General features: G+C 73.2%; 12 protein-coding genes. 9 read left to right on the forward strand and 3 right to left on the reverse strand.

Going from position 1 to position 12,712, the window contains the following annotated elements; all coding sequences use genetic code 11:
* Positions 1-7: 7 nt before the first annotated feature.
* Genes ABD324_RS01230 through ABD324_RS01240 form a run of 3 tightly spaced genes read right to left on the reverse strand, consistent with a single transcriptional unit; the run spans position 8 to position 3,800 of the window.
* On the reverse strand, positions 8-559 hold the full coding sequence (locus tag ABD324_RS01230) for a (2Fe-2S)-binding protein (protein ID WP_344411619.1): 552 nt from the start codon (positions 557-559) through the stop codon (positions 8-10).
* Complete coding sequence (locus tag ABD324_RS01235) at positions 556-1,374, reverse strand: FAD binding domain-containing protein (protein ID WP_344411620.1); 819 nt, start codon at positions 1,372-1,374, stop codon at positions 556-558. The genes ABD324_RS01230 and ABD324_RS01235 overlap by 4 nt, the downstream gene beginning before the upstream one ends.
* Complete coding sequence (locus ABD324_RS01240; protein ID WP_344411621.1) at positions 1,371-3,800, reverse strand: xanthine dehydrogenase family protein molybdopterin-binding subunit; 2,430 nt, start codon at positions 3,798-3,800, stop codon at positions 1,371-1,373. Before ABD324_RS01240 ends, ABD324_RS01235 begins: the two co-directional genes overlap by 4 nt.
* Positions 3,801-4,021: 221 nt before the next feature.
* On the opposite strand from ABD324_RS01240, the gene ABD324_RS01245 reads away from it, so the two are divergent.
* The 9 genes from ABD324_RS01245 to ABD324_RS01285 all read left to right on the forward strand — a co-directional run bounded on the left by ABD324_RS01245 (position 4,022) and on the right by ABD324_RS01285 (position 12,711).
* Entirely contained in the window at positions 4,022-4,624 is a 603-nt protein-coding gene (locus tag ABD324_RS01245; protein WP_344411798.1) for a TetR/AcrR family transcriptional regulator, read from the forward strand.
* A 31-nt stretch (positions 4,625-4,655) separates the two neighbouring features.
* Positions 4,656-5,615, forward strand: a complete 960-nt coding sequence (locus ABD324_RS01250) for an MBL fold metallo-hydrolase (RefSeq protein WP_344411622.1) — start codon at positions 4,656-4,658, stop codon at positions 5,613-5,615.
* The gene (locus ABD324_RS01255; RefSeq protein WP_344411623.1) at positions 5,615-6,544 is read left to right on the forward strand and encodes a fumarylacetoacetate hydrolase family protein; all 930 of its coding nucleotides are present in this window, start codon (positions 5,615-5,617) and stop codon (positions 6,542-6,544) included. Before ABD324_RS01250 ends, ABD324_RS01255 begins: the two co-directional genes overlap by 1 nt.
* A complete protein-coding gene (locus ABD324_RS01260) occupies positions 6,544-6,717 on the forward strand; it encodes a hypothetical protein (protein ID WP_344411624.1) in 174 nt (57 codons plus the stop codon). The genes ABD324_RS01255 and ABD324_RS01260 overlap by 1 nt, the downstream gene beginning before the upstream one ends.
* A gap of 67 nt (positions 6,718-6,784) precedes the next feature.
* On the forward strand, positions 6,785-8,218 hold the full coding sequence (locus ABD324_RS01265; protein WP_344411625.1) for an MFS transporter: 1,434 nt from the start codon (positions 6,785-6,787) through the stop codon (positions 8,216-8,218).
* A gap of 12 nt (positions 8,219-8,230) precedes the next feature.
* Positions 8,231-9,376, forward strand: a complete 1,146-nt coding sequence (locus ABD324_RS01270) for an acyl-CoA dehydrogenase family protein (protein ID WP_344411626.1) — start codon at positions 8,231-8,233, stop codon at positions 9,374-9,376.
* Complete coding sequence (locus ABD324_RS01275; protein WP_344411627.1) at positions 9,373-10,833, forward strand: AMP-binding protein; 1,461 nt, start codon at positions 9,373-9,375, stop codon at positions 10,831-10,833. The genes ABD324_RS01270 and ABD324_RS01275 overlap by 4 nt, the downstream gene beginning before the upstream one ends.
* Positions 10,830-11,651, forward strand: a complete 822-nt coding sequence (locus tag ABD324_RS01280) for a DUF6282 family protein (protein WP_344411628.1) — start codon at positions 10,830-10,832, stop codon at positions 11,649-11,651. The genes ABD324_RS01275 and ABD324_RS01280 overlap by 4 nt, the downstream gene beginning before the upstream one ends.
* Before the next feature lie 109 nt (positions 11,652-11,760).
* Positions 11,761-12,711 (forward strand): ketopantoate reductase family protein, encoded by a 951-nt coding sequence (locus ABD324_RS01285; protein WP_344411629.1) that lies wholly within the window; start codon positions 11,761-11,763, stop codon positions 12,709-12,711.
* Position 12,712: the final 1 nt, after the last annotated feature.

A 12,712-nucleotide genomic window follows, 5' to 3' on the forward strand; every position in this document is an offset into this window, starting at 1 on the left:
CAACCGCTCAGCCCGGGGCGACGTCGGCCCGGCCGGCGGGCGCCCGATCCGTCGGCCGTGGACCGGTGGAGACCGCCGCCCGGGCTGCTCGCAGGATCTGCTGGTAGCCGGTGCAGCGGCACAGGTTCCCGGCGAGGGCCGACCGGACGGCGTCGTCGGAGGGCTCCGGATCCCCGTCGACCAGCTCCTGCAGGCACATGACCGGACCGGCGAGACAGAACCCGCACTGGAATCCGTCCTCCGACCGGAATGCCTGCTGGACGCGGTTGAGGTCACCGTCCACGGGCGCCAGCCCCTGGATGGTGCGGACGGATCGCTGCTCGGCCCGCCACGCCGGGACGATGCAGGACTTGAAGGCCTCGCCGTCGATCAGGACGGTGCAGGCGCCGCAGTCCCCGTTCGCGCAGCCGATGTGGGTGCCCGTCCGGCCGGCCCGGCGCAGGGCCCGGGCGAGCGACTCCGTCGGATCGGCGGGCACCGGCACGGTCCGTCCGTCGACGTCCATCTCCCCGGCCCGCGTGGCCCCGCCGTTCACGCTGTCGTTCAGGCTGTCGTTCACGCCCTCTCCTCCAGGGACGACACCGACCGCAGGACCGCGACCGGAGCGATGCGCCGCCGGTAGCGGTCGTCCGCGAGCTCATCGGCCCACCACGCGACGCCCTCCCGCTCGCGCGCCGCCTCGAGCAGCTCCCGCGCCACGACGCCGTCGACCGGACGGCCCGCCGGGATCTCGAGGGCGACGGGCCGCTCCAGGGCGCCCCCGACGGCCACACGGACGCTGCCGTCGGGTCGTCGCAGAGCCGCCGCCGTGGCCAACGGCCAGCTGCTCTCCGAGCGCTTGATCTTGCAGTAGCCCCCGGGCCGGGCCTGCGGCACCGTCACCGAGAGCAGCGCGTCGCGGGGGCCGAGGGCAGTCCGGAAAGGACCGACGACGAACTCGGCGGCAGGGACGTCCCGCACCCCGTCCGGGCCGGCCACGTGCATCGTGGCCCCCACCGCCACGAGCCCGGCCGGCATGTCCGACGCCGGGTTCGCGAAGCAGGCGGCACCGACGACGGTTCCCTGGTTGCGGATCTGCGGCCCGCCGGTGATGCCCCGGGCGATCCGGGCGAGCAGGGGCGACGCCGCGGGATCGCGAAGCAGGGTGGAGTACGTCGCGAGCGGCCCGACGACCGCCGCCCCGTCCGCGCCCACCGCGATCTCCGCCGCGGCCGGGAGCCGGTCGAGGGCGACGAGGGTGGCCGGGCTGCAGGTCCGCTGCGCGAGGCGGGGCATGAGCATCGTGCCTCCGGCGACGACCATCGGGTCGTCCGCGCCGGCGAGCGTCGACACGAGCTCCTCGACGCTGCGGGGCCGGACCAGGTGCGGGATCATGCGCGCCCCGGGGAGACGGCCCCGGCCATCGCAACGACCTCGGCCCCGGCCGCGGAGTCGACGAGGTCCAGCACCCGGGGTGGGGTCAGCGGCGTGACGACGGCTCGGTGGGTGGTGTCGCCGCGGATCGCGTCGCGCACGGCCGCGACCACGGCCGCCGTCGTGCCACCGACCCCCGACTCCCCCGCCCCCTTGGTGCCGAGCAGGGTGAACGGCGAGGGCGACTCGATGTGGTCGAGCCGGATGTCGGGCATGTCCGGCAGGCGGGGCAGCATGTAGTGCTTGAAGCTCAGGCTCGACGGCTCGCCCGTGGCCGAGTACAGCTCCTCCTCCGTGAGCGCGATGCCCAGGCCCATGGCGATCGCCCCGTTGATCTGGGCGTCGACCATCCTCGGGTTGATCACGGTCCCGCAGTCGTGCACGGCCGTCACGCGCCGCACCGACACGACGCCGGTGTCGAGGTCGACCACCACCTCCGCGACGTACACGCCGTAGGAGTAGGTCGGGTACTGCTGGACACGGCCGGACTCGTCCGGGAGGGACTGCAGGTTGCCCGGCATGTAGGTGGCCGTCTCCTCGAGCTGTTCCGAGTCGAGACCGGCGAGGCTCGATCCGAACGCCCTGACCTGGTGCGCCAGTGCGGCGACCGTGACGGAGTGCTCCCCGGCGAGGTAGCAGCCGTCGCGGATCTCGACGTCCGCCTCCGCCACCCCGAACCGGGCCGCGGCCGCCCGCACGAGGACCCCGCGGAGACGGTCGGCCGCCTGCCAGGCCGCGCTGCCGCCGGCGAGCACCGCGCGGCTGGAGAAGCTGCCACCGCCGTACGGCGTGCGGTCGGTGTCCCCCTGGACCACGCGGACGTCCTCGAGGGCGATGCCGAGGCGTTCGGCGACGAGCTGGCCGATGGCGGTCTCGCTCCCGGTCCCGGGGCTGGTCACCCCGGTGAGCACGGTGGCGCGGCCGGTGGTGTCGAGCCGGACGGTCGCGGTCTCCGAGCCGCGGGACGGTCCGCCGACGGGATCGCGGCCCTCGGGGGTGAGCTCGAAGGCCAGGCCGAGGCCGAGGCGGGTGCCCGGGTTCGGCTCCCGCTGCTGTCGCCGGCGGGTGTCGTCGTAGTCGGCGAGGCGCAGCGCCATGTCCAGGACGCGCCCGTAGTCGCCGGAGTCGAGGGTCATCGTCGCGGTGCGGTACGGGAGCTGGTCGCGGTGCAGCAGGTTGCGGCGGCGCACCTCGGCCGGATCGATCCCGAGCTCGTGGGCGATCGCGTCCGCCGCCGACTCCAGGACGAGCGTCGTGATCTCCTTGCCGTAGCCCCGCGCACCGTTCCATGGGCCCTTGTTCGTGAGGACCGCCTGCCACCGCACGCGGTAGTCCGTGATGCCGTAGGCACCCGGGAAGGACGCCGCGGCCACCCCCGGCATCCCGATGCCGGGGGTGGCGGCGAGGGCTCCGACGTTCGCGTCGAGGGTGACCTCGAGCCCCTGCATCCGGGCCTCGTGGTCGAACCCGACGCGATAGTCGGCGTGGTACTCGCGCGCCCCGACCAGCAACGACTCGGCGCGCGACTCGACCCAGCGCACCGCGCACCGGTGCCGCAGGGCCAGCAGGCAGACGATCGGCTCCTCCGGCATGCCGATGAACTTGAAACCGAACCCGCCGCCGAGCGGCGGCGCGACCACCTGGATGTCGCTCTCCGGCAGGCCGAGCTGGCGGGCCAGCCCCGCCCGGAACGCGTGCGGGTTCTGCAGGGCGGCGCGCACCAGCAGCCGGCGCTCCGAGGTGTCCCAGCGGGCGATGCACCCCCGGGGCTCCAGCGGCACCGCGCTGCCCCGGCCCATGTGCACCTGCCCCGCCGCGGTGTGGGGCGCGCCGGCGAGAGCCGCGCCGGCGTCGCCCTCCTCGACCACGCCGCCCATCAGGGTGTTCGTCGGGAGCTGCGGGTGGAGGCGCACGGCGCCGGCGGCGAGCGCCTCGTCGAGGTCGAGCAGGACCGGGAGCGGCCGGTAGGACACGTCGACCAGGTCGGCGGCCGTCGCCGCGGTCCGCTCGCTGTCGGCGAGGACGACGGCCAGGGGCTCACCGACGAAGCGGACCCGGTCGACGGCCAGGCACGGGACCGTCACGGCGCCCTCGGCCCCGGCCCCGACGCCCGGCGGCAGCACCACCAGGTCCTCGATCAGCCGGGCCGCCTCGGCGCCGGTGAGGACCGCTCGGACACCGGGTGTCCGCATCGCCGCACCGGTGCCGACTCCCGCGATCTCCGCGTGGGCGACCGTGCTGCGGACGAAGGCCGCGTGCAGACAACCGGCCGGCACCTCGTCGTCGAGGTAGCGGACCTCGCCGCGGACGAAGCGGTCGCCGGAGATCCGGGGAGCCGAGCCGCGCCCGTGCTCCCGCTCCGTCCCCGGTCGGGGCATGTCCGCCATGACATGACCTCCTGTCGTCGTCGACGAGTCGAGCGCAATGAGTGTGCACTCAGTTCGACCGGAGTATCGACGGCCCGCGCCCTGACGTCAATCGATCGACCTGGGACCGGGTTCGCCGGAGATTCGTTGACGCTCGTACCCGCTCGCTGCTATACCTGACCCGCCGACGGACTGAGTGCACACTCAGCCGGCGGCGAGAACGAAGGGAGCAACCCGTGCCGATGCGGGAGCGGATCCTCGACGCGACAGCGCGGATCATCCGTGAGGACGGGATCGCCGCCGTCCGCACCAAGCGGATCGCCGCGCTGGCGGGCTGCTCCGAGGGATCGATCTTCACCCACTTCGAGGACAAGGGCGCGCTGCTGGCCGCCGTCCTGAGCTACGGCCTGCCGGAAGGGCAGGCCCTGGTCGAGGCGGCCGGCCGGGCCCGGGCGGCACCGGACCTGCGTGCGGGACTGCTCATCCTCGCCGAGGCGACCCGCGACTACTACCGCGCCAGCCTGCCGATGTCGGGTTCGGCCCTGTCGGACCGGGCCCTCTTCGAGCGGTACGCGGCCGCGCACCGCAAGGCGGGCACCGGGCCGCACCTGGTGTGGGAGCGGCTGGCCGCCTACCTCGCGGTGCAGCAGGACCGCGGGGCGGTCGCCCGGCACCTCGACCTCCGGCTGGAGGCCGTGTCACTGGCCGGTACCTGCCAGTACGCGGCCTGGATCGAGATGATCGACGGCCTCGAGTCGCTGCCGTACGGCCGCGACTTCCTCGCACGGATGGTGGACAGCCGGATCCCCGTACTGGCCGGCACCGCGCTCGACGCCTCCACCTGACCCCAGCGATCTCCGACGACAGAAGGACCGCATGACGGACACATACGACAAGGGGCTGACCGCCCTCGGATCGGACTGCTACGCCTGGATGCAGCCGGACGGCGGCTGGGGCCTGAGCAACGCCGGGCTGATCGTCGGCTCGGGGACGAGCCTGCTGGTCGACACCCTGTTCGATCTGCGGCTGGCCGGGGAGATGCTCGACGGGATCGCCTCCGTCACCGAGGACCGCCCGATCGGGACCGTGGTGAACACCCACTCCGACGGCGACCACATCTTCGGCAACGAGCTCCTGGCGGCCCGCGGCGCGGAGATCATCGCGTCGGCGGCGGCCGCGGAACGGATGACCCAGGACGCGGTCGACGAGGTCGTCGACATCCTCCGCTCCCCCGGTAGCGAGGGCGACTTCGTCCGGCACATCTTCGGTTCCTTCCGGATCGACGAGGTGACCGTGACCCCGCCGCACCGCACCTTCCGGGGCGAGCTGACACTCGACGTCGGTGGTCGCGAGGTCAGGCTGATCGAGGTCGGTCCGGCGCACACCCAGGGCGACACGCTGGTCCACGTCCCCGATTCGAAGGTGATCTACACCGGGGACATCCTGTTCTCCGGTGGGACGCCGGTGGTGTGGGCGGGTCCGATCGACCGGTGGATCCGTGCGCTGGACATGATCCTCGACATGGACGTCTCGACCATCGTTCCCGGGCACGGTCCGCTGGCCGACAAGGACACGGTCCGGGCGTCGCGGGACTACCTGACCTTCGTCGACACCGAGGCACGCAAGCGGTTCGACGACGGACTCGACGTGGACGAGGCGATCGCCACGATCGACCTGGGGCGGTGGGCGTCCGCACCCGAGAGCGGACGGCTGGCCCAGAACGTGATCAACGTCTACGCCCGGCTCGGCGCCGACCTGCCCCCGCTCGACCGGCTGGCGGTGCTGAACCGGATGGGCGCGCTGGAGGGCTTCCCGGTCCCGGAGCAGGTCCGCTGATGCGCATCGTCACCTACCTCTCACCGGCCGGTACGGACCGCGTCGGGGTCGTCGAGGGCGACACGGTCTTCGGGCTGGCTCCGGGGGCGACCGTGCTGGACCTGCTCGACCGCGACGAGCTCACGGCCGCCGGCCGTGCGGCCCTCGCCTCGCCCCACGAGACCTGCCGGCTCGACGAGGTCACGGTGTCGGCCCCGCTGCAGCCCCGCTCGGTACGCGACTGCTCGGCGTTCCTCCAGCACCTGCGCAACTGCACCGGGGACCCGAACGCCGAGCTCGATCCCCGGCACTCGCAGTTCCCCGTCTTCTACTTCAGCAACCCGGCCGCCGTGATCGGGCCCCACGCCGAGGTCCCCGTGGCGCCCGGGAGCACGATGTTCGACTTCGAGCTCGAGGTGTGCGCCTTGATCGGGCGGCCGGGCCACAACATCGCCCCCGAGGACGCGGAGGCGCACATCGCCGGGTACTCCGTCCTGGTCGACTGGAGCGCCCGGGACCTCCAGCTGCGCGAGCGGCCGCTCGGCCTGGGCCCCACCAAGGGCAAGGACACCGCGACCACCATCGGGCCCGCGCTCGTCACCCCGGACGTACTGGAGCCCTTCCGCAGCAAGAAGGGCTTCGCGCTCGCGATGACCGCCGAGGTCAACGGCGAGCCCGTCACCGACGGCAGCTGGGACGCGATCGACTGGACGTTCGCCGACCTGATCGCGTACACCTCGCGCGGCACGACGCTGCGAACCGGTGACGTCATCGGCTCGGGGACGGTCCCACGGGGGTGTCTGTACGAGCACCACAAGCTCGGCTCCGCGCGGTTCCGGAAGTGGCTCGCCCCGGGCGACCAGGTCCGGCTGGCGGTGGACCAGCTGGGCGAGATCACCCAGACCCTCCGGGCCGCCGATCCGATCCACCCGCTCGGTTCGGGGTACTGATGGGCGCCACCGAGCCCGAGGTCCCGGTCGTCGATCACGTCGGCCGGGTCCGGACCGACCACCCCGCCCGCAGGAACACCTGCACGATCCCGATGCTGCACGCCCGGGCGGACGCCTGCGCCGCCCGGCGGCAGGACGACGACGTCCGCGTCGTGGTGCTCACCGGGAGATAGCCCGGAAGGCACCCGCCTTCCCCAGTACGACCACGAGCACGGCCCGACCATCGGTCAAAGGAGAACCATGGAACCGGTCATCGACAAGGGCGGCGAGCACGCGCCCGACGGCGCGACCTTGCACGACAACACCTCTCGCGACAGCGCCTCGCACGACAGCGCCGCCTCGCTGACGGCGCGGCTGGAGCGCCTGCCGCACCTGACCCGCACCCACATCGGATGGATAGTCCTGCTGGGCGTCCTGTTCCTGTGCGACGTCGCGGACATCAACTCGCTGTCGTACGCACTGCCCGCGATCCGCACGGAGTGGGGCCTCTCGGCCACGCAGGTCGGGGCCCTCACCTCCTGGACCTTCCTCGGCATGCTGCTCGGCGCGGTCGGTGGCGGGCGCCTCGCCGACCGGATCGGCCGCCGACCCACGCTGATCGCGGCGACGTTCTTCTACGCGCTGGCGTGCATCGCCTGTGCCGCCGCACCCAACTTCGCGACGCTGTCCGTGCTGCGGTTCTTCACCGGCCTCGGCCTGCAGGCGGTGACCGGGGTGCTCATCATCTACGTCGCGGAGATGTTCCCGGGACGCTACCGCGGACGCCTGCAGTCGATCATGCTCTCGGTGGGGCTGCTGGGACTGCCGGTCATGGCCGGCGCGGCGCGGCTCATCGTGCCCCTGGGGCCCGGGGCATGGCGCTGGGTCTTCGTCGTGGGCGGCTTCGGCATCATCCCCGCCGTCCTCGCGATCTTCCTGCTCCCGGAGTCGGTGCGGTGGCAGGAGGTCCGCGGCCGCGTCGGCGCGGCGACCGCGGCGCTCGTCGCGAAGCTCGAGGGACAGATCGACGGTCCGCTGCCGAAGCCCGTCGACCGGGCGCCCGAACCGGTCCGGGGGCTGGCCGACCTGCGCAGCTCGCGCTACCTGGGCCGGGTCGTCGCCATCTCGGTGACGCTCGCGCTGGGCAACCTGGGCTACTACGGGTTCAGCACCTGGGTGCCGACCCTGCTCGTCCAGCACGGCTACACCACCGCGCAGGCGCTGACGATCACCACGATCCTCGCCGTCTCCCCCTTCATCGGGGCCCTCGCCGCGCTGCCGATCACCGACCGGTGGGAGCGCAAGTACGTCTCGCTCGTGCTGTGCGCGCTGATCGCCGTGGCCATGGTGGTCTTCGGGGTGACCAGCAGCCCGGTCGTGCTCGTGGTCGCCGGGTTCTTCGTGACCCTGTTGCTGCAGACCAACGTGGCGGTGCAGTACGCCTACCTCGCGGAGATCTTCCCGACGAGCCTGCGCGGTCTCGGCGCGGGTATCGCGAACGGCGCCGGCCGGCTCGCCGTCGTGCTGGGCAGCTTCCTGATCGCCGCCGTCTCCACCGGACTCGGCTTCACGGCCGTGTTCGTCACCACCGGTGCCGCGCTGCTGCTCGGCGGCCTGAACCTCGCGATCTTCGGCATGCGGACCCGCAACCGCAGCCTCGACGAGATCGCCGGCACCTCACCGAACCCCGACTAGGAGCCCGATCCGATGTACGTCACTCTTCGCTTCCGCGAGGGACCCGGCTGGGCGGAGGAGCTCGGCGAGAGCCTGCGCGAGTTCGCCGACGAGCACCGCGCCGAGCTGGAGAAGGCCGACGCGGAGGGACGGTTCCCCCGCGAGGTCTACCAGGCGATGGGCGACCGGGGCTGGGTCGGACCGACCACACCCACGGCCGCGGGCGGGCTCGGCGGCGGCATCGCCGAGTACTGCTTCGTGTGCGAGGAGGTCGCCCGGCTCGGCCTGGTGTCGCCGCAGATCGCCATCCAGGGGCAGCAGTGGCTGCTCGCGTTCGGCACCGCCGAGCAGCGGGCCCGCTACCTCGGCGGGATCGCCCGCGGCCGGATCGTCTTCTCCGAGTCGATCTCCGAGCCGGGGGCGGCATCCTCTCTGAAGGCGATCCGGACCACCGCCCGGCGGGACGGCACGGGCTGGGTCCTCAGCGGACGCAAGACGCACGTGAACCTGGGGCACCAGAGCGACGTCACGCTCGTCTACGCGGCGACCGAGGAGGGCCTCACCGCGTTCCTGGTCGACACCGACCTGCCCGGGGTCGGCAGCGTGCAGACCACCCCGATCGGGCTGCGGATGCTCCCGACGGCCGACATGACGTTCGACGAGGTCCGGGTGCCGGCGACGGCCGTGCTGGGAGGCGTCGGCGCCGGCCTGGAGACCTTCCTGACCACGTTCAACATCAGCCGTCTCGGCAACGCCTCCGAGCTCATCGGCTACGGCAGGCGTGCGCTGGCGGAGGCCACCGGGTACGCCCGGGGCCGGGACGTGGGCGAGCACAAGGTCACCGACTTCCAGGGCATCCAGTGGACGCTGGCCGACGCCTACGCCGAGCTCTACACGAGCTCGCTGGCCCGCGACCACGCCGCCACCCTCGCCGACTCGGGCGAAGACCCCGCCCTCGCGACGAGCCTCGCGAAGATGGTCGCCGTCCATGCCGCCGAGCGGGCCACCTCCGACGCGTTCGCCCTCGTCGGCTCGCACGGCTGCTACACCGACACGGACTTCGGGCAGCTGATGCAGGACGTGAAGGTCTACCGGATCGGCGGCGGCTCGGTGGAGGTCATGCGCAACTACGTCGCCCGCCGGATCCTGCGTTCGGACTCGCTCGAGGGGCTGGCATGACCGCCGAGAACGTCTCCCGGCTGTTGGCGGCGCGCAGGGCCGACTCCCCGACCGCACTGCTCGGGCTCGCCGGAGCACCGATGACCGTCGGCGGGGCGGTCGACCGGGCGGCCGTGCGGGCGCGCGCGCTGCTGGCCGCGGGCCTCGTGCCGGGTGAGCCCGTGGCCCTCGTCGGCGAGAACTCGAACGACTGGCTGCTCACCTGGATGGCCTGCCAGCTCGCCGCGCTGCCCACCGCGCTGGTCAACCCGACCTTCCCCGACGAGCTGGTCACCGAGGTCCTGGCCCCGCTCGCCCCGCAGGCGGTGCTGTCCACGGACTCCCGGCCGCCGGTGCCGACCGTCTCGCGGTGGCTCGACGTCCGGGAGCTCGCCGAGGACGTCGACGGGCCCCGTGATCTCGACGGCCTGCCCGGTCCGGGGGCGGCGGGCTCCGACCTGAGCGGGTTCATGCTGACGTCGGGGACGAGCGGGCCACCGAAGCTGGTCGCCCAGTCGCAGCGCTACTTCGTGTCCCTCGGCCGCTACGTCGCCGACGCGCTCGGGCTGACCGAACGGGACACGGTGCTGACCCCGTTGCCGCTCTTCCACGTCAACCCGCTCGGCTACGCCGTACTGGGATCGCTGACCGCCCGCGCGAGCTGCATCGCCCTCCCGCGGTTCTCGGCCAGCACTTTCTGGGCGCAGGTCAGGGACATCGGCGCCACCGCCGCGATCCTGCACGGTCCGCCGCTCGAGATCCTCAAGCGCCGCACCACCTCCGCCGACGCCGCCGGGCACGCACTGCGGGTGGTGTTCTACGCCGATCCCGAGTTCCTCTCCGCCTTCGACGTCCCGCTCGGGGTCTCGGTCTACGGCTCCACCGAGGTCGGCGGGCTCTCCCACATGCACCTCTGGCGCCGGGACGACACCGAGGTGCCGCCCGAGGGCGCCGTGCACTACGGCGGGCCGCACCGGCCCGGGATCGCCCACCGGATCGTCGACGGGGAGATCCAGGTCCGGGCCGACGAGCCCGGCATCCTGGCCGAGGGGTACGTCCGCCCGGGGCGGGTCGTGGAACCCCTGGTGACCGACGGCTGGTTCGCCAGCGGCGACCTCGGCTACACCGACGAGCGTGGAGGCCTGGTCTACGTCGCCCGGGCGTCGGACTCCGTGCGGGTCAAGGGCGAGTTCGTCCCGCTGGGCTTCGTCGAGAACACCTTCCGGGACATCGACGCGATCACCGACCTCGCCCTGTGGAAGCGTCCGAGCGCCCTCGTCGACGAGGAGCTCGTCCTGTTCGTCGAGGCCGACGTGATCCCCGTCGACGCCATTCGCCGCCGCCGGTCCGAGCTGCCCGCGTTCATGCGGCCGTCCGCCGTCGCCCGGGTCGGGACGCTCCCCCGGGACACCACGGTGGGGAAGACCCGCCGCCGGCAGCTCGACGTGGCCACCGCGCTGGAGGTCGTCGAGCTGTGATCGACGGGATCGTCGACCTCCACGTCCACGCCGGGCCCAGCATCCTGCCCCGCCGGCACGACGACCCGAAGGCCGTCGCCGAGGCCCGGGACACGGGCGTCGCCCGGCTGGTCCTGAAGGCCCACGAGGGCTCCACCGCCGAGCGGGCCGCCCTGGCCGGGGACGGCGTGTCGGGCGGGATCGTCCTGAACTCGCCCGTCGGGGGCTGCAACGCGGATGCCGTGGAGGTCTGTGCGCGGCTCGGTGGGCGGGTGGTCTGGCTGCCGACGGTGTCCTCGGCCTCCCACCAGGCGGCGGCAGGCTCCGCCCGGCTCGCGGTCCACCGGGAGGTCCGGTTCCGGCAGGTGCCGGTCCTGGAGGAGGGCGGGGCGCCGACCGCGGCGCTCGACGAGGTCCTCGATCTCGTCGCCGCCCACGATCTCGTCCTCGCCTCGGGACACGTCCCCGTCGCCGACGCGCTGCGGATCTTCCGGGCCGCCCACGCCCGCGGGGCCCGCCGGTTCCTCGTCAACCACCCGACCTTCGACTTCATGCACTGGACCGACGACCTGCTCGATCCCCTGCGCCGACTCGACGTCCGCCTCGAGGTCGGGTGCGTCGCCGATCTCGAGGTGGAACCCGGCGACAGCCCCACTGTCGCGCTGGCGGACGCCTACCCCACCTCGCTGCTCGTGCTCGGCAGCGACCTCGGCCACACGTCGTTCCCTGCCTACCGCGAGGGCCTGACGAGCTGGTACGAGCGCGTCGCCCCGCACCTGGGCACCACCGTCCTCGACCGGATCATGACCAGCCACGGAGCAGCCTTGATCGGGGAGTGAGCCGGCATCGGCGCACTGCTCCTCGCGCAGCGGACCTTTGACAATTGGAGATAGTCTCCATATCGTGGAGTGGAGACGACCTCCAGATCATCTAGCCCCGGGGCGCTGCGTGAGAATCCTCCTGTTCGGACGTGGCGTGATCGCCACCATCTACGGCTGGGCCCTGGAGAAGGCCGGACACGACGTCGAGTTCTACGTCCGGCCCGGTCGGGCGGCGGAGTACGGCGAGACGGTGGACCTCGACCTGCTCGACGCCCGACAGCGCCCGTGGGGGCGGCGCGTCGTCGAGAGGTGGCCGGTGCGCTACCGCGAGGAGCTGCCGCCCGACCACGACTTCGACCTGATCGTGCTGAGCGTTGCGCACCATCGCCTGTCCGAGGCGGCGGCGTTCCTGGCCCCACGGATCGGGAAGGCGACCGTGCTGGTGTTCGGCAATGTCTGGGCCGAGCCCCCGGCCGCGGTCGGCGACCTCCCGGCCGACCGGCTGGCGTGGGGCTTCCCCCAGGCAGGGGGTGGTTTCGGCGACGACGGCGCGCTGCGCGGCGCGCTGCTGCGCTCGGTCGTCCTCGGCACCTTCGGCACGCCGCCCACCGAACGCGAACGGTCCGTGCGCCAGGTGTTCCGCGGGGCGGGGTTCGGCATCCGGGAGCAGCCCGACCTCCGCGGCTGGCTGTCGGTCCACTTCGTGTCGGACGCCGGCCTGCTCTCCCAGGGCCTGCGACGGGGGTCCCTCGCGGACCTCATCGGGTCGCCCGCCGATCTGCGGGAGGGCCTGCTGACCGGTCGTGAGCTCCTGCCGCTGCTCGAGGCACGGGGGGTGGACCTGCGCCGGCACCGCGGCGGTCTGGTGCTGTTCCGCGCCCCCAGCCGGCTCGTGGCGCATGCGCTGTCCCTGCTGATCACGCACGTCCCGCTCGCGCGCGCCGGCTTCGAGGCACACTCCGATCCCGACGCCCGGGAGCCGCGCGAGATCTGCCGCGACGTCCTCGCGGAGGCGCGTCGGCTGGGCATCGCGGTCCCGCGCCTGGAGGCGGTCGAGCCGCGTTTCGCCACCCCCTGAC

Source organism: Pseudonocardia ailaonensis, assembly GCF_039531635.1.
GTDB classification, from domain to species: domain Bacteria; phylum Actinomycetota; class Actinomycetes; order Mycobacteriales; family Pseudonocardiaceae; genus Pseudonocardia; species Pseudonocardia ailaonensis.

Bases quoted from the DNA above. Each gene is read 5' to 3' on its own strand.
- ABD324_RS01245 (WP_344411798.1), top strand. From the start codon at position 4,022: ATGCGGGAGCGGATCCTCGACGCGACAGCGCGGATCATCCGTGAGGAC.
- ABD324_RS01240 (WP_344411621.1), bottom strand. From the start codon at position 3,800: ATGGCGGACATGCCCCGACCGGGGACGGAGCGGGAGCACGGGCGCGGC.
- ABD324_RS01265 (WP_344411625.1), top strand. From the start codon at position 6,785: ATGGAACCGGTCATCGACAAGGGCGGCGAGCACGCGCCCGACGGCGCG.
- ABD324_RS01260 (WP_344411624.1), top strand. From the start codon at position 6,544: ATGGGCGCCACCGAGCCCGAGGTCCCGGTCGTCGATCACGTCGGCCGG.
- ABD324_RS01270 (WP_344411626.1), top strand. From the start codon at position 8,231: ATGTACGTCACTCTTCGCTTCCGCGAGGGACCCGGCTGGGCGGAGGAG.
- ABD324_RS01250 (WP_344411622.1), top strand. From the start codon at position 4,656: ATGACGGACACATACGACAAGGGGCTGACCGCCCTCGGATCGGACTGC.
- ABD324_RS01235 (WP_344411620.1), bottom strand. From the start codon at position 1,374: ATGATCCCGCACCTGGTCCGGCCCCGCAGCGTCGAGGAGCTCGTGTCG.
- ABD324_RS01255 (WP_344411623.1), top strand. From the start codon at position 5,615: ATGCGCATCGTCACCTACCTCTCACCGGCCGGTACGGACCGCGTCGGG.
- ABD324_RS01275 (WP_344411627.1), top strand. From the start codon at position 9,373: ATGACCGCCGAGAACGTCTCCCGGCTGTTGGCGGCGCGCAGGGCCGAC.